The sequence below is a fragment of the Kitasatospora sp. cg17-2 genome (assembly GCF_054031055.1).
The window spans coordinates 5,117,509-5,138,208 of record NZ_CM132923.1 but is presented as its reverse complement, the minus strand read 5'-3'; the positions used below and the strand labels follow the sequence as shown (position 1 = coordinate 5,138,208).

The 20,700-nt window shown below is 73.9% G+C and carries 18 protein-coding genes and 2 tRNA genes; 11 read left to right on the top strand and 9 right to left on the bottom strand.

Features of this window, described 5'->3' with window-relative positions:
• Nucleotides 1-213: 213 nt before the first annotated feature.
• The 3 genes from fbaA to ACW14Y_RS21760 all read left to right on the top strand — a co-directional run bounded on the left by fbaA (nucleotide 214) and on the right by ACW14Y_RS21760 (nucleotide 2,920).
• On the top strand, nucleotides 214-1,242 hold the full coding sequence (gene fbaA / locus ACW14Y_RS21770) for a class II fructose-bisphosphate aldolase (protein WP_279617254.1): 1,029 nt from the start codon (nucleotides 214-216) through the stop codon (nucleotides 1,240-1,242).
• 56 nt (nucleotides 1,243-1,298) lie between these two features.
• Nucleotides 1,299-1,712: a DUF3151 domain-containing protein gene (locus tag ACW14Y_RS21765; protein WP_266270676.1), complete on the top strand. Its 414-nt coding sequence runs from the start codon at nucleotides 1,299-1,301 to the stop codon at nucleotides 1,710-1,712.
• A 350-nt stretch (nucleotides 1,713-2,062) separates the two neighbouring features.
• Nucleotides 2,063-2,920 carry a DUF3152 domain-containing protein gene (locus ACW14Y_RS21760; RefSeq protein ID WP_456983020.1) on the top strand — a complete coding sequence of 286 codons (858 nt, stop codon included), beginning with the start codon at nucleotides 2,063-2,065 and terminating at the stop codon, nucleotides 2,918-2,920.
• Between the two features lie 110 nt (nucleotides 2,921-3,030).
• Here the strand turns inward: ACW14Y_RS21760 and ACW14Y_RS21755 are convergent, their stop codons facing one another.
• From ACW14Y_RS21755 to purS, 4 genes are all read right to left on the bottom strand, one after another.
• Nucleotides 3,031-3,858 carry a sterol carrier family protein gene (locus ACW14Y_RS21755; RefSeq protein ID WP_456983018.1) on the bottom strand — a complete coding sequence of 276 codons (828 nt, stop codon included), beginning with the start codon at nucleotides 3,856-3,858 and terminating at the stop codon, nucleotides 3,031-3,033.
• A gap of 72 nt (nucleotides 3,859-3,930) precedes the next feature.
• The gene (gene purL, locus ACW14Y_RS21750) at nucleotides 3,931-6,186 is read right to left on the bottom strand and encodes a phosphoribosylformylglycinamidine synthase subunit PurL (RefSeq protein WP_380305869.1); all 2,256 of its coding nucleotides are present in this window, start codon (nucleotides 6,184-6,186) and stop codon (nucleotides 3,931-3,933) included.
• Nucleotides 6,186-6,863 (bottom strand): phosphoribosylformylglycinamidine synthase subunit PurQ, encoded by a 678-nt coding sequence (purQ, locus tag ACW14Y_RS21745; protein ID WP_266270672.1) that lies wholly within the window; start codon nucleotides 6,861-6,863, stop codon nucleotides 6,186-6,188. The genes purL and purQ overlap by 1 nt, the downstream gene beginning before the upstream one ends.
• The gene (gene purS / locus ACW14Y_RS21740) at nucleotides 6,860-7,120 is read right to left on the bottom strand and encodes a phosphoribosylformylglycinamidine synthase subunit PurS (RefSeq protein ID WP_078879748.1); all 261 of its coding nucleotides are present in this window, start codon (nucleotides 7,118-7,120) and stop codon (nucleotides 6,860-6,862) included. The genes purQ and purS overlap by 4 nt, the downstream gene beginning before the upstream one ends.
• A 460-nt stretch (nucleotides 7,121-7,580) precedes the next feature.
• Between purS and ACW14Y_RS21735 the strand changes: the two genes are divergently transcribed.
• The 7 genes from ACW14Y_RS21735 (at nucleotide 7,581) to ACW14Y_RS21705 (ending at nucleotide 12,203) form a co-directional block, all read left to right on the top strand.
• Complete coding sequence (locus ACW14Y_RS21735) at nucleotides 7,581-7,898, top strand: histone-like nucleoid-structuring protein Lsr2 (RefSeq protein ID WP_266270671.1); 318 nt, start codon at nucleotides 7,581-7,583, stop codon at nucleotides 7,896-7,898.
• Between the two features lie 126 nt (nucleotides 7,899-8,024).
• Nucleotides 8,025-8,097, top strand: a tRNA-Gly gene (locus ACW14Y_RS21730).
• Between the two features lie 39 nt (nucleotides 8,098-8,136).
• Nucleotides 8,137-8,212, top strand: a tRNA-Gly gene (locus tag ACW14Y_RS21725).
• Nucleotides 8,213-8,376: 164 nt separating this feature from the next.
• The gene (locus ACW14Y_RS21720; protein ID WP_456983014.1) at nucleotides 8,377-9,381 is read left to right on the top strand and encodes an ATP-binding cassette domain-containing protein; all 1,005 of its coding nucleotides are present in this window, start codon (nucleotides 8,377-8,379) and stop codon (nucleotides 9,379-9,381) included.
• On the top strand, nucleotides 9,378-10,232 hold the full coding sequence (locus ACW14Y_RS21715; protein ID WP_380386543.1) for an ABC transporter permease: 855 nt from the start codon (nucleotides 9,378-9,380) through the stop codon (nucleotides 10,230-10,232). The genes ACW14Y_RS21720 and ACW14Y_RS21715 overlap by 4 nt, the downstream gene beginning before the upstream one ends.
• A 98-nt stretch (nucleotides 10,233-10,330) precedes the next feature.
• Nucleotides 10,331-11,557 carry a sensor histidine kinase gene (locus tag ACW14Y_RS21710; RefSeq protein ID WP_456983012.1) on the top strand — a complete coding sequence of 409 codons (1,227 nt, stop codon included), beginning with the start codon at nucleotides 10,331-10,333 and terminating at the stop codon, nucleotides 11,555-11,557.
• Between the two features lie 25 nt (nucleotides 11,558-11,582).
• Nucleotides 11,583-12,203, top strand: coding sequence for a response regulator transcription factor (locus ACW14Y_RS21705; protein ID WP_266312191.1), 621 nt, complete (start codon nucleotides 11,583-11,585; stop codon nucleotides 12,201-12,203).
• A 28-nt stretch (nucleotides 12,204-12,231) separates the two neighbouring features.
• Here the strand turns inward: ACW14Y_RS21705 and ACW14Y_RS21700 are convergent, their stop codons facing one another.
• The 4 genes from ACW14Y_RS21700 to purD form a co-directional block, all read right to left on the bottom strand.
• Nucleotides 12,232-13,131 (bottom strand): phosphoribosylaminoimidazolesuccinocarboxamide synthase, encoded by a 900-nt coding sequence (locus ACW14Y_RS21700; protein ID WP_380305859.1) that lies wholly within the window; start codon nucleotides 13,129-13,131, stop codon nucleotides 12,232-12,234.
• A gap of 118 nt (nucleotides 13,132-13,249) precedes the next feature.
• Complete coding sequence (locus tag ACW14Y_RS21695) at nucleotides 13,250-14,791, bottom strand: N,N-dimethylformamidase beta subunit family domain-containing protein (RefSeq protein WP_380440197.1); 1,542 nt, start codon at nucleotides 14,789-14,791, stop codon at nucleotides 13,250-13,252.
• Nucleotides 14,792-15,026: 235 nt separating this feature from the next.
• On the bottom strand, nucleotides 15,027-16,604 hold the full coding sequence (locus tag ACW14Y_RS21690) for a hypothetical protein (protein WP_380386551.1): 1,578 nt from the start codon (nucleotides 16,602-16,604) through the stop codon (nucleotides 15,027-15,029).
• Nucleotides 16,605-17,303: 699 nt separating this feature from the next.
• Nucleotides 17,304-18,548, bottom strand: a complete 1,245-nt coding sequence (gene purD, locus ACW14Y_RS21685; protein ID WP_456983008.1) for a phosphoribosylamine--glycine ligase — start codon at nucleotides 18,546-18,548, stop codon at nucleotides 17,304-17,306.
• Between the two features lie 470 nt (nucleotides 18,549-19,018).
• Here purD and ACW14Y_RS21680 point away from each other — a divergent pair, with 470 nt between their 5' ends.
• The gene (locus ACW14Y_RS21680; RefSeq protein WP_375968995.1) at nucleotides 19,019-19,804 is read left to right on the top strand and encodes an SLATT domain-containing protein; all 786 of its coding nucleotides are present in this window, start codon (nucleotides 19,019-19,021) and stop codon (nucleotides 19,802-19,804) included.
• Nucleotides 19,805-19,940: 136 nt separating this feature from the next.
• On the opposite strand, the gene ACW14Y_RS21675 is transcribed toward ACW14Y_RS21680, so the two are convergent.
• Nucleotides 19,941-20,588, bottom strand: a complete 648-nt coding sequence (locus ACW14Y_RS21675; RefSeq protein ID WP_456983006.1) for a hypothetical protein — start codon at nucleotides 20,586-20,588, stop codon at nucleotides 19,941-19,943.
• Nucleotides 20,589-20,700: the final 112 nt, after the last annotated feature.

Below are 20,700 nucleotides of genomic sequence, written 5' to 3'. Positions count from 1 at the left end.
TGGTGGAGGCGGTGGGCATTCTGGGAGGATGGCACCGGCGACCGGCCCGCGGTGGCGAACACCCTCATCGCCGCTCCGCGGCCGCTGCCTCTGACCTCGGTACCGGTCAAGCCGCACGCAGAGCCGCGCACCGGCCCCGGTACCCCGGAGTCGTCACCAGGCGTACACAGCGTCGGACAGCACCGTCCGTACGCCGCACACCGACAGGAGCGGATTCGCATGCCCATCGCAACTCCCGAGATCTACAACGAGATGCTGGACCGGGCCAAGGCGGGCAAGTTCGCCTACCCGGCGATCAACGTGACCTCCTCGCAGACCCTGCACGCCGCGCTGCGCGGCTTCGCCGAGGCCGAGAGCGACGGCATCATCCAGATCTCGACCGGCGGCGCGGAGTTCCTGGGCGGCCAGCACAACAAGGACATGGTGACCGGCGCCGTCGCCCTCGCCGAGTTCGCGCACATCGTCGCCGCCAAGTACGACATCACCGTCGCGCTGCACACCGACCACTGCCCGAAGGACAAGCTGGACGGCTACGTCCGCCCGCTGCTGGCGGTCTCCGCCGAGCGCGTCGCCAAGGGCCAGAACCCGCTCTTCCAGTCGCACATGTGGGACGGCTCCGCCGAGACCCTGAGCGACAACCTGGCCATCGCCCAGGAGCTGCTCGCCCAGGCCGCCGCGGCCAAGATCATCCTTGAGGTCGAGATCACCCCGACCGGCGGCGAGGAGGACGGCGTCACCCACGAGATCAACGACGAGCTGTACACCACCGTCAACGACGCCGTCCGCACCGCCGAGGCCCTGGGCCTGGGCGAGAAGGGCCGCTACCTGCTGGCCGCCTCGTTCGGCAACGTGCACGGCGTCTACAAGCCGGGCAACGTCGTGCTGAAGCCGGAGCTGCTGCGCGAGCTGCAGGACGCGATCGGCAAGCAGTACGGCAAGAACGACCCGTTCGACTTCGTCTTCCACGGCGGCTCCGGCTCGACCGCCGAGGAGATCGCCACCGCGCTGGAGAACGGCGTCGTGAAGATGAACCTGGACACCGACACCCAGTACGCCTTCACCCGCCCCGTCGTGGCGCACATGTTCCAGAACTACGACGGCGTGCTGAAGGTCGACGGCGAGGTCGGCCGGAAGAACACCTACGACCCGCGCACCTGGGGCAAGCTCGCCGAGGCCGGCATGGCCGCGCGCGTGCTGGAGGCCGCCCAGCAGCTGCGTTCGGCGGGCAACCGCCTGAAGTAGCGGGCCCTGCCCCCAGTGGTCCTGCACTCGTGCCCCCCGGTGGTTCACTGGGGGGCATGAGCATTCACGAGAACCTCCTCGGGGGTCCCGCCCCCACGCACCTGCCCGCCGAGCCCGGCCCGCTGGAGCTGCTGGCCGGCGGCGCCTCCCCGGCCGAGGTGGCCGCGAAGTTCCCGACCTCCTCGTTGGCCTGGGCCCAGCTCGCCGACGACGCCTTCGCGGCCGGCCGGGTCGTGGAGTCCTACGCCTACGCCCGCACCGGCTACCACCGCGGCCTGGACTCGCTGCGCCGCAGCGGCTGGAAGGGCCACGGCCCGGTGCCGTGGGAGCACGAGCCGAACCGCGGCTTCCTGCGGGCGCTGCACGCGCTCGGCCGGGCCGCCGCCGCGATCGAGGAGAAGGAGGAGGCGGAGCGCTGCTCGCAGTTCCTCCGGGACAGCTCGCCGACTGCCGCCGCGACCCTGGGCTGACGCCCGACGGTCGGTGCCCCGACCGCTCGTGACCCGCCGCCCCCGGTGCCCGACAGGACACCGGGGGCGGTTTTTGTCCGTTCTGTGCACATCCCGTACGTGGACATTCACCGGTCCGCCATGCCAGGGTGGGCTGGCCAGGGGGGCGCGCACGTCAGTTCGAGGTTTCGCGGCCCCACGGGTCGACAGAAAGCCCCAGCGTGCCCGCAAGCAGTCCCGCCCGCCGTTCCCGTACCGACGCACGCCCCGGGGGGCGCCCAGCGCGCCGCACGGGCGGATCCGGCGGTCGGCCCCGCGGCGCGGCGGGCTCCCGCCGCAGGCGCCCGCCCCGCCGTCGGCTCGGGCCCGGCATGCTCACCGCGCTGGTCGCCGCGGTGCTGATCCTGGGCGGGACCCTGTTCACCCTGAACCGCCCCGACGCCCTGCCCGGCGCCGACCGGACCGCCCAGGCCAGGGTCGCCCCGCCGGACGGCACCGCCGCCGCCCCGCCCGCGTCCACGCCCGCCGCCCCGGTGCCCTCGGCGCCGCCGTCCGGGCCCCCGGCGGCCGCCGCCCCGGCGCCGGTCACGCCCAGCGCCCCGCCCGCCCCCGCGGCTCCGCCCGCGCCCGCCGCGACCCCACAGCCGGGCGGCCCGGAAACCCCACCGGCCAAGGGCGCCGGCACCTTCACCGTCGCCCAGGGCTCCGCCGACCCGGTCGGCCGGGGCACCGTCCGCCGCTACCGGGTCGAGGTCGAGGACGGCATCGGCATCGACCCGACGGCCTCCGCCGCCCAGATCCAGGGCATCCTCGCCGACAAGCGCGGCTGGACCAACGACCGCCGGAACGGCTTCCAGCTCGTCTCCTCCGGTGCCTACGACTTCACCGTGAAGATCGCCTCCGCCGCCACCGTGGACCGGATCTGCGGCGCGGCCGGACTGGACACCCACGGCGAGGTGAACTGCAACGTCGGCAACCAGGTGGTGGTCAACGTCAAGCGCTGGACCATCGGCTCGCCCCAGTTCAGCGGTCCCATCGACGAGTACCGCGCCCTGGTGATCAACCACGAGGTCGGCCACCGGATCGGCCACGGCCACGAGGGCTGCCCCGGCCCAGGAAAGCCCGCGCCCGCGATGATGCAGCAGATCTACGGTCTCAAGGGCTGTACGGCCAACGCCTGGCCGTACAGCGCCGACGGCGGCTATCTGAGCGGTCCCGCCGTCCCCTGAGGCCTGCCGGCGCCGGTCGGGCCGGTCGTTCGGGCCGGTCGGGCCGGTCGTTCGGGTCGGTCGTTCGGGCCGGTCGTTCGGGCCGGTCGTTCGGGCCGGAGCGGGACCGCTCAGCCCAGTACCGGCAGGTACGTCCGCAGGTCGCTGCGCTCGCCACTGGCCGACACCACGGCGGAGTCGACCGCCTCCGCCCAGTCGGCGCGGCCGGTGGCCAGCCGGATCCAGGTCAGCGGATCGGTCTCGACCACGTTCGGCGGGGTGCCCCGGGTGTGCCTCGGCCCCTCGACGGCCTGCACCACCGCGTACGGCGGCACCCGCAGCTCCACCGCGCCGCCCGGCACCAGCTCGGCGAAGGCGTCGGCGAGCATCCTGGTCACGGCGGCCACCGCCTGCCGGTCGTGCGGGAAGGCGTCGGGGCCGAGCGCCTCGGCCAGGTCGTCGGCGTGCACCACGGTCTCGACCAGCCTGGTCACCAGGAACTCGGTGAGCGCCATCGAACCCAGCCGGATCTCGAAGCGCCGGGCCGGATCGGCCGCCTCCGGCCGGGCCAGGGCGCCGAGCAGCGCGTCGGCGGCACGGTCGAAGGCCGCCGCCACCGAGGCCGGGTCACCGTCGAACCCCTCCGCCGACCGCGCCCTGGCCTGCTCGTCGAGCAGCGGGGCGAGGGCGCCGACCCGCTCCGCCCACCGCGGCAGGTCCAGCGGCGCCCGGCCCTCCACCGGATCGTCGAGATGCGCCGGCAGCCACTCGATCTGGACGGCGAGGTGCGCCAGCAGCTCGCGCACCCGCCACTCCCCGAGCCGGGTCGGCCGGGCCAGGCACTGCTCGGCGTCGGGGCGTTCGCACAGCCCCCGGACGGCGTCGCGCAGCGCCCCGGTCTGCGCCGCGAGCGCGGCGCGCACCTTCGCGGGTTGGTAGGTACGGGACTTGGCAGGCATGGGGCCCAACATACGCCGAGGGGCGGACGGTCCGGGAAGGACCGTCCGCCCCTCGGGCGGCCGTGCTGCCGATCAGGCCAGCAGGGCCTCGATGACGCCGGTGTGGGCGTCCTTCAGCTCCGCCAGCGGGACGGTGAACTGCCCCTGGACGTCCAGGGAGTCGCCGTCCACCACACCGATGCGGACGGCCGGCAGGCCCCGCGCGGTGCACATGTCGTTGAACCGGAGCTCCTCGCTGCGCGGCACGGCCACGACAGCGCGGCCGGCCGACTCGGAGAACAGGAACACGAACGGGTCCAGGCCCTCGGGCACGACGATCCGGGCACCCCGGCCGCCCTTGAGGCAGCTCTCCACCAGCGCCTGGCCCAGGCCGCCGTCGGAGAGGTCGTGCGCGGCGTCGACCATGCCGTCCCGGGAGCCGGCGATCAGGATCTCGCCGAGCAGCCGCTCGCGCTCCAGGTCGACCTTGGGCGGCAGGCCGCCCAGGTGGTCGTGGACCGCCTGCGACCAGGCCGAGCCGCCCAGCTCGTCCTCGGTGTCGCCGAGCAGGTAGAGCAGCTGCCCCTCCTCGGCGAACGCCATCGGAGTGCGGCGGGTGACGTCGTCGATGACGCCGAGCACCGCGACCACGGGGGTCGGGTGAATGGCGACCTCGCCGGTCTGGTTGTACAGCGAGACGTTGCCGCCGGTCACCGGGGTGCCCAGGGTCAGGCAGGCGTCGGCGAGACCGCGGGTGGCCTCGGCGAACTGCCACATCACGTCCGGGTCCTCGGGGGAGCCGAAGTTGAGGCAGTCCGAGACGGCGAGCGGCTTGGCACCGCCGGCCGCGACGTTGCGGTACGCCTCGGCGAGGGCCAGCTGGGCACCGGTGTACGGGTCCAGCTTGGTGTAGCGGCCGTTGCCGTCGGTGGCGACCGAGACGCCGAGGTTGGTCTCGTCGTCGATCCGGATCATGCCCGAGTCCTCGCCGTGCGAGAGCACGGTGTTGCCGAGCACGTACCGGTCGTACTGGTCCGTGATCCAGGACTTGGAGGCCTGGTTCGGGTGCGAGGCGAGCTTCAGCAGGTCCGCCTTGAGGCCCTCGCCGGTGGTCGGGCGGGCCAGCCGCTCGGCCGTCGGGGCGTCGGCCTGCAGCGCGTCCTGCCAGCTCGGGCGGGCGTACGGACGCTGGTAGGTCGGGCCCTCGTGGGCGACGGTGCGCGGGGGCACGTCCACCACGAGCTCGCCGTGCCAGAAGATCTCCAGCCGCTCGCCGTCGGTGACCTCACCGATGACGTTGGCGATGACGTCCCACTTCTCGCAGATCTCCAGGAAGCGGTCGATCTTGTCCGGCTCGACGATCGCGCACATGCGCTCCTGCGACTCGCTCATGAGGATCTCCTCGGGCGAGAGCGTGTGGTCGCGCAGGTGCACCGTGTCGAGGTCGATCCGCATGCCGCCGGAGCCGGCCGAGGCCAGCTCGGAGGTGGCGCAGGACAGCCCGGCGCCGCCGAGGTCCTGGATGCCCTTGACCAGCTTCTCCCGGAAGATCTCCAGGGTGCACTCGATCAGGAGCTTCTCCTGGAACGGGTCGCCGACCTGGACCGCCGGGCGCTTGGCCGGCTTGCTGTCGTCGAAGGTCTCGGAGGCGAGCACCGAGACGCCGCCGATGCCGTCGCCGCCGGTGCGGGCGCCGTACAGGACGACCTTGTTGCCGGCGCCGGAGGCCTGCGCGAGGTGGATGTCCTCGTGCTTCATGACACCCACGCAGAGCGCGTTGACCAGCGGGTTGCCCTGGTAGCAGGAGTCGAAGACGACCTCGCCGCCGATGTTCGGCAGGCCCAGGCAGTTGCCGTAGCCGCCGATGCCCGCGACGATGCCGGGCAGCACGCGCCGGGTGTCCGGGTGGTCGGCCGCGCCGAACCGCAGCGGGTCCATCACGGCGACCGGGCGGGCACCCATCGCGAGGATGTCGCGGACGATGCCGCCGATGCCGGTGGCCGCGCCCTGGTAGGGCTCGATGTACGACGGGTGGTTGTGCGACTCGACCTTGAAGGTGACCGCGTAACCCTGGCCGACGTCGACCACACCGGCGTTCTCGCCGATGCCGACGAGCATCGCGTCCGTCTCGGGCTTCTTGTCGCCGAACTGCTTCAGGTGGACCTTGGAGCTCTTGTACGAACAGTGCTCCGACCACATGACCGAGTACATGGCGAGTTCCGCGCCGGTCGGGCGGCGGCCGAGAATCTCCCGGATCCGGGCGTACTCGTCCTGCTTGAGACCGAGCTCGGCCCAGGGCTGGGCGGCGTCCGGGGTCTGCTCGGCGTTCTTGACGGTGTCGAGGCTCATCAGGCGTTCACCAGCTGCTTCAGTACGGAAGTGAAGAAGCCCAGGCCCTCGGTGGTGGGACCGGTGAGCGGCTCCACGGCGTGCTCGGGGTGCGGCATCAGACCGACGACATTGCCGGCGGCGTTGGTGATGCCGGCGATGTCACGGTACGAACCGTTGGGGTTGACGTCGAGGTAACGGGCGACCACCCGGCCCTCGGCCTCCAGCTCGTCCAGGACCCGCTCGTCGGCGACGAAGCGGCCCTCGCCGTTCTTCAGCGGCACGACGATTTCCTGCCCGGGGGTGTAATCCCGGGTCCAGGCGGTGCCGTTGTTCTCGATCCGCAGCTTCTGGTCGCGGCAGACGAAGTGCAGCGAGTCGTTGCGGGTGAGCGCGCCGGGCAGCAGGTGGGATTCGCACAGCACCTGGAAGCCGTTGCAGATACCGAGAACGGGCATTCCCAGCCGGGCCTGCTCGATGACGGTCTCCATCACCGGCGAGAACCGGGAGATCGCACCGCAGCGCAGATAGTCGCCGTAACTGAATCCGCCCGGCAGGACGACGGCGTCGACCTGGTGGAGATCCTTGTCACGGTGCCAGAGGGCGACCGGCTCGGCGCCGGCCAGGCGGACCGCGCGCCGGGCGTCGCGGTCGTCGAGGGAGCCGGGGAAAGTGACGACGCCGACGCGGGTGGTCACTTGCCGTCCTCCTCGACGCGGACGGTGAAGTCCTCGATCACGGTGTTGGCGAGAAAGGTCTCGGCGGCTTCGCGGATACGGGCGAGCGCGGCGTCGTCGACCGGGCCCTCCAGCTCCAGCTCGAAACGCTTGCCCTGGCGGACGTCGGAGATCCCGGTGAATCCGAGACGGGGCAGTGCGCGCTGCACCGCCTGTCCCTGGGGGTCGAGGATCTCCGGCTTGAGCATGACGTCGACTACGACGCGTGCCACTGGCACTCCCGGTGGTGTCTTCGTGAGGCGGGGGAACTCCAGACTACCGGGGGTTTCGAGCGTGTTTGCTGGCCGGGGACGGTGACGCGCGTAGACCGACGACCCTTACGCCACAAGGGCTCCACCTGCCCGCCACCCCCCGCCGGGTGCCCCTTTTCGCCGGATTCCGGAACCCCCGCGAGAACCACCGAAGAGCACCCGAATACCGGCACTCCGGACAGATCGGCCAGTCGAGTGCACGGGTATCCGGCACCCGGCGAAGACACGTGAATATCCGGAAAAGAAAGCCGGACTCTTCGATTTCTCCCCGCTTCGGGTGCAGAATAGGGCCACCTGCCGCGGCGAGTGCTGCGTATCCGGCACGGCCATCCGGCCTGCCCGTATGCGCTTGCGCGAAGGGTGCACATCAGGCCCCGGGGCGCACCCGCACCCTTGTCGGCCGAATTGCCCGAGAGGATTGACACCCATGGCTCAGCGTGTAGTTGTCACGCTCTCCGACGACCTGGACGGCGGCGCGGCCGCAGAAACCGTCCACTTCGGCGTCGACGGGAAGTCGTACGAGATCGATTTGTCCGTGGACAACGCGGAAAAGCTGCGGGAGGCCCTCGCCCCGTTCGTCGCGGCCGGCCGCCGCCAGAGCCGTACCGGAAAGTCCTTCCGCCGCACCGCCCTCACCCCCGACCCGGCCGCCGTGCGCGCCTGGGCCCAGTCCCGCGGCATGGAGCTGCCCGCCCGCGGCCGCATCCCGAAGCACGTCTACGAGTCCTTCGCCGAGGCGAACTGACCACCCGGTCCCGGTCGTCCCGCCCTCGGCAGAAGGGTGGGGCGACCACCCCGAAAGATGCTGTAGAGTATTCCTCGTCGCCGCAACGGAGAGATCCGGAGAGGCGGCAGGTGCCTCAGGCACCAGGCGGACGTGGCTCAGTTGGTAGAGCATCACCTTGCCAAGGTGAGGGTCGCGAGTTCGAATCTCGTCGTCCGCTCGCAGTAGCGAGCACAGTACAACTCAATAGTTACATCCTGCGGACGTGGCTCAGTTGGTAGAGCATCACCTTGCCAAGGTGAGGGTCGCGAGTTCGAATCTCGTCGTCCGCTCCAGTACGAAGGGTCCTCTCGGAAGAGAGGGCCCTTCGGCGTTTCCCGCTCCCGGCGGAATCCGGGAGGCACCCATGACATTTGTCATCGCCCACCCGTGGATCCGCACCGGGTTCCGGTGAGACCGCGCACTGCCCGCGCGGCCCGGTCGGCGGAAGGCTTGGGGCATGGAAACGAGCCAGCCCCACGCCGCCGGCGACCACGTGATCGAGGTCACCGACCTGCACCGCCACTACGGCACCGGCAGTAACCGCTACCACGCGGTCCGCGGCGTCGACCTGACCGTCGGCCGGGGCGAGCTGTTCGCCCTGCTGGGCACCAACGGGGCGGGCAAGACCTCCACCATGGAACTCGTCGAGGGCCTCGCCGTCCCGACCGGGGGCCGGGTCCGGGTGCTCGGGCACGACCCGTACCGGGAGCGGGCCTCCGTCCGCCCCCGGATCGGCATCATGCTCCAGGAGGGCGGCTTCCCCGGCGACCTCACCGTCGCCGAGACCGGCCGCGCCTGGGCCGGCATCACCAGCCACGCCCGCCCCCTGGACGAGGCGCTGGAGCTGGTCGGCCTCGGCCACCGCCGCGGGGTCCGGGTCAAGCAGCTCTCCGGCGGCGAGCGCCGCCGTCTCGACCTGGCGATGGCCCTGCTCGGACGGCCCGAGGTGCTGTTCCTGGACGAGCCGAGCACCGGCCTCGACCCGGAGGCCCGCGCCTCCGTCTGGCAGCTGGTCCGCGAGCTGCGCGCCGAGGGCACCACGGTGCTGCTCACCACGCACTACCTGGAGGAGGCCGAGGAGCTCGCCGACCGGCTGGCGATCATGCACGGCGGACAGATCGTCGCGGCCGGCACGGTGGCCGAGGTGATCGCCGGGCGCCCGTCCCGGATCGGCTTCGAGCTCCCCGCGTTCACCGGCACCTCCCTCCCGCCGCTGGCCGGCGCCACCGTCACCGTCGACGGCCGGAAGGTCAGCGTCAGGACACCCGCCCTCCAGGCCACCCTGACCGAGCTGCTCGGCTGGGCCGACCGGCACGGGATCGCGCTCGGCGCCCTCGACGCCCGCAGCGCCTCGCTGGAGGAGGCCTTCCTGGCCATCGCCTCCGAGGCCGGCCACCGGCCCCCCGCCGACACCCCCGCCGCTCCCCCCGCCCGCCGCAAGCTGATCGGACTCGCCCGATGACCACCGCCACCACCACCGCCGGTCCGCAGCGCACCCGGTCCTCCGACACCGGCCCGCGGAGCACCGTCGTCCGCCGGCTGCTCGCCCTCGGCCGGGCCGAGGGGGTCCTGCTGCTCCGCAACCGGACCGCCCTGTTCACCGCCCTCCTGCTGCCGGTGCTGCTGATCGGCGGGCTCAAGAACGTGCTCGACCAGCAGGCCGAGAGCAGCCCCGGGCTGGACGTCGACTCGCTGCTGGTCAACGGCGCGGTCGGCATGGTGCTGGCCTTCGTCGTCTACTACAACCTGACCGCCGCCTACGTGGCCCGCCGCGGCGAGCTGGTGCTCAAGCGGCTGCGCACCGGGGAGGCCCGGGACCTCGAGATCCTGGTCGGCACCGCCGTCCCCTCGGTCGGCCTGGCCCTGCTGATGTGCGGGGTGATCGGGGTCGTCGGCGCCGCCGCCCTGCACCTCACCGCACCGGTCAACCCGCTGCTGCTGGTGGTCGGCCTGGCCCTGGCGGTCGCCACGCTGATGGCACTGGCCGCCGTCTCCAGCGCCTTCACCCGGACTGTGGAGAGCGCCGGCATCACCACCATGCCGGTCCTGCTGCTCACCCAGTTCGGCTCCGGGCTGTTCGTCCCGCTGGAGGTCATGCCCGAGCGCCTCGCCGACATCTGCCGGCTGCTGCCCTCCACCCCGGCCTTCCAGCTGGTCCGGGTCGGCTGGTTCGGCACCGACGGCTCGGCCGCCCCGACCGGCTTCGCCGGGACCTGGGCCACCGCCGCTCCGCACCTGGTGACCGGGAGCGTCTGGCTCGCCCTCGCGGTCTGGGGCGCCGTCCGGTACTTCCGCTGGGAGCCGCGCCGCTGAGCGTCCGTCCGCCCGGTACAGATCCGAAGGCCCGCTCCCCGTTCGACCTCTGATAAGAAGGCCGCAGCACGATCATGACGGAACGGGGAGCGGAAGAGATGGGTGTCGTGAATCCGGTGCGCGCGTGGCGGGGCCGTTCCAAGCCCCAGCGCTCCGAGCTCTACCTCCGCTGGTCGCTCTACCTGATGGCGCTGGCTCCGCTGCCGCTCACCGTGATGATCAATCTGGCCGACCCGGACTCCGGGAGCGACCCGGCCTCCAGGGTCGCCCTGGTGCTCGGCCTCGCCCAGACCCTGGTCACCCTGCGCGCCTACCGCACCTCGCTGGACCACTACCTGAACCGGCCCACCGACCACCTGCGCTGGCTCGCCCTCAACGGCGGCCTCGCGGTGGCCGGCTCCTGGGCGCTGCTGCTGCTCGGCCCCCGGGTCGACACGGCGAACGGCGGGGAGCTGGTGTCCTTCACCGCCCCGGTCGCCAGCACCATGCTCTTCTCCGCCTTCGGCCCGGCCTCGGTCGGGCTGCGTCCGCTCCGGGCGGCCCTCGCCGGGGCGGCCGCGCTGCTCGCCGTCCTCCCCGCGCTGCTGCTGACCGGCGCCGCCCTCGGCACCTCGCTCGGGGTCCTGACCGGCAGCGGGCTGGTCATGCTGCTCATCGGCTGCAGCTGCCGCAGCTTCGCCTGGCTCCAGTCCGTGGTCCAGGAGCTGGACACCGCCCGCGAGGCCCAGGCCCGGCTGGCCGTCGCCGAGGAGCGGCTGCGGTTCTCCCGCGACCTGCACGACGTGATGGGCCGCAACCTCACCACCATCGCGCTCAAGAGCGAGCTGGCCGTCCAGCTGGCCCGGCGCGGCCGACCGGAGGCCGCCGAGCAGATGGCCGAGGTGCAGCAGATCGCCCAGGAGTCCCAGCGCGAGGTCCGCGACGTGGTCCGCGGCTACCGCACGGCGGCCCTGCACGCGGAGGCGGTCGGCGCCCGCGCGGTGCTCCGCTCCGCCGACGTGGCCTGCGAGATCGACCTCGGCGAGCACGCCGAGGCGCTGCCGGAGGCGGTCCAGTCGGTGCTCGGCTGGGTGATCCGCGAGGCCACCACCAATGTGCTGCGGCACAGCGAGGCGGGCCACTGCTCGATCAGGCTCCGCCGCGAGGGCGACCGGGTCCTGCTGGAGCTGGAGAATGACGGGGTGCCGGCCGTACCGCTGCCCTCCCAGGGCGGCGGCACCGGCCTGAGCGGCCTGCGGGAACGGCTCGCCGCCCAGAACGGCGAGCTGACCGTCCCGGAGGCCGGGCCGGGGCTCTTCCGGCTGCTCGCCAGCGTCCCGCTCTGACCCCCGCCGTACGGAAGGCCCGCCGATGACCGACCCCGCGCCCGTCCGCGTCCTGCTCGCCGACGACGAGCACCTGATCCGCGGCGCGCTCGCCGCGCTGCTGGCCCTGGAGGAGGACATCGCCGTGGTCGCCCAGGCGGCCTCCGGCCCGGAGGCGCTGGCGATGGCCGAGGCGCACCGGCCGGACATCGCGGTGCTGGACCTCCAGATGCCCGGTCTGGACGGCATCGAGGTGGCCACCCGGCTGCGCGCGCTGCTGCCGGACTGCCGCTGCATGATCGTCACCGGTCACGGCCGCCCCGGCTACCTGAAGCGGGCGCTGGAGGTCGGGGTCCGGGGCTTCCTGCCGAAGACCGTCTCCGCAGCGGACCTGGCCGGGATCATCCGGACCGTCCGGGCCGGCGGCCGGTACGTGGACCCGGAGCTCGCGGCGGACGCGATCTCCGCCGGGGAGACGCCGCTGACCCCGCGCGAGACCGATGTGCTGGAGCTGGCCGCCGACGGCACCTCGATCGCCGGGATCGCGGAACGCGCCTCGCTCTCCCAGGGCACCGTGCGCAACTACCTGTCCTCGGCGGTCGCCAAGCTGGGCGCGGAGAACCGGCACGCGGCGGTGCGGATCGCCCGCGAGCACGGCTGGATCTGACCGCCGGCCCGCGGGCGCCCGCCCGGTCTCAGACCCAGGTCAGGCCGGTGATCCGCTCGTAGGCCTCGACGTACTTGGCGCGGACCCGGTCGAGCACCTCGGCCGGCAGCTCCGGCGGCGGCTGCTCGCTCTTCCGGTCCCAGCCGGAGGCCGGCGAGGTCAGCCAGTCGCGGACGATCTGCTTGTCGAAGGAGGGCTGGGGGTGGCCCGGCTCCCACTCGTCGGCCGGCCAGAAGCGCGAGGAGTCCGGGGTGAGCACCTCGTCGCCGATCACCAGCTCGCCGTCCAGCAGACCGAACTCGAACTTGGTGTCGGCCAGCACGATGCCCCGGTCACGGGCGATGTCCCGGGCCCGGGAGTAGACGTCCAGGGTGGTCCGGCGGAGCTGGTTGGCCAGCTCGGCGCCGATCCGGCGGGCGGTCTCCTCGTAGGTGACGTTCTCGTCGTGCTCGCCGACCTCGGCCTTGAGGGCGGGGGTGTAGATCGGGGCGGGCAGCTCGGAGCCGTCGACCAGGCCCTCGGGCAGCGCGATGCCGCAGACGGTGCGGGAGACCCGGTACTCCTCCAGGCCGGAGCCGGTCAGGTAGCCGCGGGCGACGCACTCGACCGGCACCATCTCCAGGCTGCGGCAGACCAGGGTCCGGCCCTTCCAGTCGGCGGGGGCGCCGGCCGGGACCTCGGTGGAGACCACGTGGTTGGGCACGATGTCGGCGATCCGCTCGAACCACCACAGCGAGAGCTGGGTGAGGATGCGGCCCTTGTCCGGGATCTCGTTGGGCAGCACCCAGTCGTAGGCCGAGGTGCGGTCGCTGGCGACCATCACCAGCTCACCCGACTCGGCGCGGTACAGGTCGCGCACCTTGCCGGTGTGCAGGTGGACCAGGCCGGGCACCTGGACCGGCTCGGGCTTGGTGACAAATCCGCTCAAGATCGTCTCAGTCCTCAGGGGTCGTTCGCGGGCGTGGGGCGCGAAAGGGGAGGTCACTGGGGTCGAGTCTGTCATGGGCACCGGCCCGGCCCGGGGGCCGGACCCCGGGCCGCGGCGGTCAGCCGTTCTTGCAGAGCCGGTCCAGCAGGTTGGCGGTGGCCCGCTGGATCCGCTCGTCGGTGAGCCCCGGGCGGTCCAGCGCGGGCGACCAGGCGAAGGTGCCGGCGGCGAAGACGTACGCGCCGCTGGGCGCCCGGTAGAGCGAGGTCTCCTGGTACCGGGTGCGGCCGGACAGGTCCCGGTACGGGGAGTGGGCGAGCAGCACCCGCTCGCTGTGCTCGGGCAGGGCGACCTTGGGGTAGTAGCGGTCCGCCTCGCCGGCCACCAGCCCGGGCAGTTCCTCGCCCTCCTGGACGCCGGTGCCGGCCCAGAGCCAGTGCGCGGTGTGCCGGGCGACCAGCGGGACCGGCGCGGCGACCCGGCCGGAGTACTGCAGCCCGAGCAGGTGCTGCTCGGGCTCGCCGGCGTCGCGCCACAGCGCGCTGGCGGCGCCGGGCACCCCGGCCGCCGGGCTGCCGGGACCGACCTTCTGGCGCTTGCGGCAGTTGAGCATCCGATTGGGCTCCCCGGACGGACCGGGGCTCAGCTCGACCCGCCAGTACATGGTGTTGGCGGAGAGGAAGACCAGCGAGGTGCCGCCGTCCCGGGCCCGTTCGGCGGCGCGGCGCATCGGCTCGGACCAGTACTCGTCGTGGCCCGGGAAGACCAGCGCCCGGTGCCGGGAGGCGTCGACCAGGCCGGCGTGCAGGTCGGTGGCGGTGGCGTAGGAGAGGTCGTAGCCGTAGCGCTCGGCCCAGCGGATGAAGTCGTAGGCGTGGCCGACGTGCAGCGGCAGCCCGGCCGTGGCGTGCGGCCGGTCGAAGGAGACGGTGACGGCCGCCTCGGGCTCGCCGACCAGCCGGCCGCCGTCCCAGGCGTGGTAGAGGCTGGCGCCGCTGCGGCCGTCCTCGGGAAAGAGGTTGTACGCCTGCCAGGTCACGTCGGGGAGCACCAGCAGCAGCTCGGCGGAGCGGTTCTGGTCCTCGAAGTCCCGCACCGTGAAGGGGATGTGGCTGCGGTGCAGCATGTCGGCGGTGGTGAGCACGGCGACGTAGGCGCCGGGCCGCCAGTGCTGCGGGATCTGCAGCCGCCAGGTGTGCCACCAGTGGTGGCAGGAGACGGTCCGGCCGACCACCATCGGGGCCGGCTGGGACATCCCGGCGATCAGCGGACTGGACGTCATGTGGTGGGCGCCGTCGCCCGCGTAGTGGCCGATCCGGAAGACGTCGACGGTGAACTCGCGGGGCGGGTTGACGGTGACCCGCAGGTCCACCGAGCCGCCGGGGCGGACCACCCCGGCCGAGGCGAAGCCCTTGATCTGCTGTTCCTCGTCGTTCGCGCCGAGCGGGCTGCCGACCGCCGGTCTGCCCCGCACCCCGGCGGAGAGCGGGCGCTGCCCGGGCGCGTCCACCGAGACGTACCAGGGCACCTCGTCGCCCTCGGCACCGGCGACGTACTGGTCCGGGCTGCGGAGCCAGGGCAGCGGGCCCTGACCGAAGGGGTCGGAGACGCTGTGCGCGTGCGTCCCGGACTCCCAGCGGCGGTTGAGTTCGGTCCCCACGCGCGCCCCTCCCAGGTGCACCTTCGCCGGTTGGCACGTGCCTCCCGGATGTGCGTGCGGTCTAATACACCACACCGTGCTGGCGCTGCGTCACCCCACGGTAGCAACTAGTGGCGGGAATCTTCCGGGCCGACGGACGGACGGCCTCCGGCCTGCGAAGACCCGGGGCGGCCGGTCCGACCGGGGGCGCTCACCTTCGGAGCTCGCGCCCCCGAGGGGCCGGTCGGCGGCGGGGTCAGAGCCGGACCGGCTTCTCCAGCCGGACGTCCGCGGCGTCCAGCCAGGCCCGCAGGGGCCCGTCCTGGCCCTGTTCGACGGCCTGGGCCACCGGCTCGGCCAGGTCGGTGCGGCGGACCCCGCCGAGCAGCAGCACCGGGCCGTCCAGCCAGTCGAGACCGGGGACGGCGCCCGCGGTGTCCACGGCGGCGCAGCAGACCATCGCGGTGACGTGGTCGACCAGGACGTCCCGCCCGGACCGGACCGGTTCGAGCAGCGGGGCGGGCGCGGTGGTGCGGGCCAGCTGGGCGGCGAGCGCGGCGGCCAGCCGCTCGCCGTCGCCGTCGGCCAGCCGGCCCAGCAGCCGGGTCAGCGTCGGGGCGCCGGGGCGGGCCTGCGGGGCGAGCAGGTCAAGCGCCGACTGCAGGGCGGCGGCGCGGGCCCGCCAGCCGGCGTCCACCACCTCGGCCGGGTAGTCGACCCACTCCAGCTCGCGCCAGGCACCGGAGGCGGGCGCCCCGAAGAACAGCTCGGCGGCGAGCCGGGAGACCGCGGCGTCCACCTCGCCCGGCTCCTCCAGCAGGTCGCAGGCCGGGCGGTCGCCGAGCCGGCTGCTGTAGCCGTCGGCCAGCCGGTCGCGCCGGGACAGTTCGGTGAGCGCGGACACCACTCCGGCGTTCAGGTGCGCGGGGTGCCGGCCGAGCCGCCAGGCGGGCAGCGCGACCCGGGTGAGCAGCCGGTCCCAGCCCGCGTAGGCGAGGCCGACCTGCTCCTGGGCGGCGATCCGCAGGCCGTAGTCGACGCCGCGGGCCTGCTCGGAGGCCCAGCCGGCGACGGAGCGCTCCAGCTCGGCGGCGTGCTCGCGGCAGGCGCCCAGCAGCCGGCGGGTGATCCGGTCGGTGAGGCGGTCGGTCAGGGCGACCGGGCCCCGGCGGGGCGGGCGCGGGGCGCAGCCCCCGGGGAGGCCGGCCGGTCCGTCGGCGGGGCCGGCGTCCAGGCTGGCGTCCAGCGAGCGCAGGAAGTGCCGGGCGGCGGCGATCTCCGGGTCCGCGGCGGCCGCGGTGCCGGCCACCACCGGGGCGAGCAGGGCCCGCAGCTCACCGGCGCGCATCCACCAGAGGAACGGCGAACCGACGACCAGTACCGGGGCGGTCGGTTCGTGGCCGGCCGCCCGGGAGCGGCGGGGCCTCGGCGCGGGGACGTCCTCCAGCCAGCTGTCGCAGTCCGGGGTGAGCGCCACGGCGGACGGCGCGGGGACCTCCAGCCGGTCCGCGAGCTCGTCGATCAGCCGGTACAGCTCGGGGGCCTGGGCGCGGTCCAGCGGCACGGCCGGGGTCTGCGGAGGGACGGCCCGGCGGTAGGCGCGGGCGGCCAGCCCGGCCACCAGGAGGGTCAGCGCGGCCACCGCGCAGACCGTCCAGCGGGCGATGTCCCAGCCCGCCCCGTCGGGGGAGCCGGGGGCACCGATCCGCCCGGTGAACCGGCCGGCGAGCAGCACCACCGCGGTGGCGGCGGGCAGCGCGGCGGCGGCCAGGGCGAGCCCTCGGATCCGCAGGACCGCCTGGGCGTGAGCGCGCGCGGTGTCGACAGCGGCCATACGGTGCGGCACCCCCTTCGGAGCCCCGGGACACCCGTGACGGGGCCCTGAGCCGATTCGAAACGATCAGTTCCGACCGGGAAACGGTGGTGTCCGAGCCCCGGTAGTACATGCTGCGTGGCGCTTCCGACATTTTCGACGCCCGGGTGCGGGTGGGTGTTCCGGATCGCCCCGGTTTCCACTCGTCCCGGTGACACCGCCCGAAAACCGGACGGCCGCCCCCGGGAAGCGCCCGGCGGGTCCGGTCCGGCCGGACGCCGTCCAGCATCCCCCCGCACGACCACCCTTACCCGGCGGCGGCCGGAAGCGGCCCGACCTGTGGTGCCGTGGTCCAGCGCACCATAAGGCCGGGCGGCCGGTTACGTCAGCCGGATGCGGTCGCTGTCACTCGATGGGCTGGATTCCGGGGACCGAACGGTGTGGCGGCACCGGGTGTCGCTCCCGTCCCACCCGGCCCGGAAACGCCGGGGGGCGCTGCGGCCATGGGGGTTGTCCCGGGGTGCGGGGGAGGGTGCCGGGGGCCCGCCGGGCGTCCGCGCCGGGGCTCGCGCGGGGCGGGCCCGCGGAGCCGCGCCGACGGTCGCCGTCCGGCCGCCGCCGGGGCGCCACCGGGGCGGCCGGGCGCGGTCCGGAACGCCCGGGCCCCCGGCGCGCGGAGGCGTGCCGGGGGCCCGGGGACGGAACGGGGGCGGGCGGCCGCTACTGCGCGGCCTTCAGGGCGATGTCCCCGCGGTGCTGACCGCCGGCCAGCGAGATCCGCCCGACCGACCGGTACGCCCGCTCGCGCGCCTCGACGAGGTCGACGCCGGTCGCGGTGACCGACAGCACCCGGCCCCCGGCGCTCAGCACCCGGTCGCCGTCCGCCTTCGTCCCGGCGTGCAGCACGTACGCGGTGCCGTCGGCGGCCTCCGCCTCGGCCAGGCCCTCGATCGGGTCGCCGGTGCGCGGCGCGGCCGGGTAGCCCTCGGCGGCGATCACCACGGTGACCGCGGCGCCCTCGTCCCAGCGCAGCGGCTCCAGCTGGTCCAGGGTGCCGGTGGCCGAGGCGTGCAGCACGCCCGCCAGCGGGGTGCGCAGCCGGGCCAGCACGACCTGGGTCTCCGGGTCGCCGAAGCGGGCGTTGAACTCGATCACCCGGGTGCCGCGCGAGGTCAGCGCCAGACCGGCGTAGAGCAGGCCGGAGAACGGGGTGCCGCGGCGGCGCAGCTCGTCCACGGTCGGCTGCAGCACGGTCGCCAGCACGTCCTCGACCAGGCCCTCGGGGGCCCAGGGCAGCGGCGAGTAGGCACCCATGCCGCCGGTGTTGGGCCCCTGGTCGCCGTCCAGGGCGCGCTTGAAGTCCTGGGCGGGCTGGAGCGGGAGGACGGTGATGCCGTCGGTGATCGCGAACAGCGAGACCTCGGGACCGTCCAGGTACTCCTCGATCACCACCCTCTCGCAGGCCTCGGCGTGGGCCAGCGCCTCCGCGCGGTCGGAGGTGACCACGACGCCCTTGCCGGCGGCCAGGCCGTCGTCCTTGACCACGTAGGGCGGGCCGAAGGCGTCCAGGGCCTCGGCGGCCTCGGCACCGGTGGTGCAGACGTAGGAGCGGGCGGTGGGTACGCCGGCGCCGGCCATCACGTCCTTGGCGAAGGCCTTGGAGCCCTCCAGCAGGGCGGCCTCCGCGGACGGGCCGAACACCGGGACGCCGGCCGCGCGCACGGCGTCGGCGACGCCCGCGACCAGCGGGGCCTCCGGGCCGACCACGACCAGTTCGGCGCCGAGCCGCACGGCGAGCGCGGTGACCTGCGCGCCGTCGAGCTGGTCGACCGGGTGGACCGTCGCCACCTGCGCGATCCCGGCGTTGCCCGGGGCACAGTGCAGCTCGGTCACGGCGGGATCTTGGGACAGAGAGCGGCACAGGGCGTGTTCGCGGGCGCCGCCGCCGATGACGAGGACCTTCACGCTGGGTAAGGGTAGTCGGTGGCCGGTTCCGGCCGCTCTCCGGTCCCGTAGGAAGAGACGATCGAGGGGGTCGGGTACACGCACGGCCTCGGAGGATCGTCCAGTCCGGGGGTGCCGGAGTCGCCCCTCGGTGCCCGGGTCAGGACAGCGGGTCACCGACGGCTCCCTCGGACGGGTGAAATCCCGCCGACCGCCGCAACCCTCCCACCTCGGGATCCGGTGGCCGAATCCGATAACGATCATTGGTGAAGCGCCCCCACGGTCAGCCATTTGGCGGTAAGAAGTGCTGTTGGACCACCGTCGGCGACCCGCCGGCGGTGCCGCCCCGGGACACCGCACCCGCCCCGGAACGGCGGCGTGTTCGGCGCGTTGTCCGGCGTTTCACCGGCCGTCAGGCCGACGACACGTCAGTCCGCGCAGAGTCGGGACCAGCCAGACCAGCCGTCCGCCCGCCACAGGGAGCCCCACAGGTGAGCCAGCCGGAAATGCAGCCCGAGGAGAGTGCCTGGGGCAAGGAGATCGGCGAGGAGGATCCGCCCGCCGCGACCCTCGCGCCCCGCGCGTCGACCCGCCGCCGGTCCGACCTGAGCGCCCGCCAGTTCCCGCTCGGGGACTGGGGCGAGCCCGCCGAGCGGCTGGAGGAGCTGTACCGCTGGTCCGAGGAGCGGGCGGTCGAGGCGATCGACTGGTACCGCCGGGACCGGATCTGGAAGCGCCGCTGGGCCCGGCTGCTGCGCTTCGGCACGACCGGCTTCGCGGTCGGCGGGGTCACCGCCCCGCTGGTCGACCTCACCGGGACGGTCGCCCACGCCGCCGACTGGGGCTACGTCGGGCTGGCGCTGGCCGGTGCCTGCTACGGCGCGGACCGGGCGTTCGGACTGACCTCCGGCTGGATGCGCGACGTCTCCACCGCGCAGGCGCTGCAGCGCCGGCTGGAGGCCTTCCAGTTCGACTGGGCCTCGGAGTGCGTCCGGGAGGTGCTCGGCCCCACCGAGGGGACGGCGGGCGAGGCCGCCGAGCGGTGCCTCGGGGTGCTGCGGCGGTTCTGCGAGGACGTCTCGGACATGGTCCGCACGGAGACCTCGGAGTGGATGCTGGAGTTCCGGGCCGGGATGACCCGGCTGCCCACCCAGGCCTCCGGCAGCTGGGGCGGGCGTACCGAGCCGGGCGTCGGGGCCCAGGTCCGGGTGCTGCCGCCGCCGGGGGCCAGGCCCACCATGCCGCGCCAGCGGCCGCCGGAGGGCCCGCTGCGGTAGCGGCGGGCGGGCGGTCCGGGCTCGGGCCCGGACTCCGGCTCGGGCCCGAACTCGGGATCGGCTCGGGATCGGGATCGGCTCGGGGCCGAACTCGGGCTCGGGATCGACTCCGGCTCGGCTCAGGCTCGGGCTCGGCTCAGGCGAAGACGATCATCGAGCCCTGGTGCAGGCTCCGGGTCGCCGCCGCGTACAGGCCCGCCCAGGCGTGCCGCTCCCGGGCGAACGGGTGCAGGTCGTCCAGCGGCGGACCGAACGGCTGCTCCAGACCGGTCGGACCGAGCGGCCTGGTCGGCGCCGGCGGGTCGAGCGGGTCGATGCCCAGCGCCGGGGCCACGGCCTGGAGCTCGCGCAGCAGCCCGTGGCTGGAGCCGAGCGGTCCGCCCGAGGCCAGCAGCGACTCCTCCACCAGCGGGGCGGCGAACTCGATCGGCACGTAGGCGCCGGCGTGGTCGAAGTGCCAGACCAGGTGCGACTGCTCGGCGCTGCTCTCGAACATCTCCAGCAGCTGCTCGTAGTCCCCGCCCAGCGCGTCCACCGGGGTGATGTCCAGGCCGGTGAGGCCCAGCAGGTAGGCCCGGCGCAGGAAGTGCAGCGAGTCGTAGTCGAAGGCGGCTATCGGCTCGACCGCCCCGCTGAGTCCCGGCACGTACCGGTAGACCGGCATCTCGGGCAGACCGTTCTCGGCCAGCACCTGGTTGTAGAGCGCGAGGTCGTCCCGGAACGGGTTGTCGGGGCTGTGGCTCAGTACGTCCACCAGCGGGACGAGCCAGAGGTCGCAGGCCATGGGCCGGCTCTTCCTCTCCGGGCGGCGGGAACCGGCCGCGCGGCGGCGGACGGCGGATGGACGGGGGTCGGTACCCGGACGGTCGGTACGAGGAGCGGCCGGGACGAACGAC

What these genes read in the sequence shown, in the direction of transcription:
- ACW14Y_RS21765 (WP_266270676.1), top strand. Translation starts at nt 1,299, where the DNA reads ATGAGCATTCACGAGAACCTCCTCGGGGGTCCCGCCCCCACGCACCTG.
- ACW14Y_RS21760 (WP_456983020.1), top strand. Translation starts at nt 2,063, where the DNA reads ATGCTCACCGCGCTGGTCGCCGCGGTGCTGATCCTGGGCGGGACCCTG.
- ACW14Y_RS21755 (WP_456983018.1), bottom strand. Translation starts at nt 3,858, where the DNA reads ATGCCTGCCAAGTCCCGTACCTACCAACCCGCGAAGGTGCGCGCCGCG.
- purL (WP_380305869.1), bottom strand. Translation starts at nt 6,186, where the DNA reads ATGAGCCTCGACACCGTCAAGAACGCCGAGCAGACCCCGGACGCCGCC.
- ACW14Y_RS21735 (WP_266270671.1), top strand. Translation starts at nt 7,581, where the DNA reads ATGGCTCAGCGTGTAGTTGTCACGCTCTCCGACGACCTGGACGGCGGC.
- ACW14Y_RS21720 (WP_456983014.1), top strand. Translation starts at nt 8,377, where the DNA reads ATGGAAACGAGCCAGCCCCACGCCGCCGGCGACCACGTGATCGAGGTC.
- ACW14Y_RS21715 (WP_380386543.1), top strand. Translation starts at nt 9,378, where the DNA reads ATGACCACCGCCACCACCACCGCCGGTCCGCAGCGCACCCGGTCCTCC.
- ACW14Y_RS21710 (WP_456983012.1), top strand. Translation starts at nt 10,331, where the DNA reads ATGGGTGTCGTGAATCCGGTGCGCGCGTGGCGGGGCCGTTCCAAGCCC.
- ACW14Y_RS21705 (WP_266312191.1), top strand. Translation starts at nt 11,583, where the DNA reads ATGACCGACCCCGCGCCCGTCCGCGTCCTGCTCGCCGACGACGAGCAC.
- ACW14Y_RS21690 (WP_380386551.1), bottom strand. Translation starts at nt 16,604, where the DNA reads ATGGCCGCTGTCGACACCGCGCGCGCTCACGCCCAGGCGGTCCTGCGG.
- ACW14Y_RS21675 (WP_456983006.1), bottom strand. Translation starts at nt 20,588, where the DNA reads ATGGCCTGCGACCTCTGGCTCGTCCCGCTGGTGGACGTACTGAGCCAC.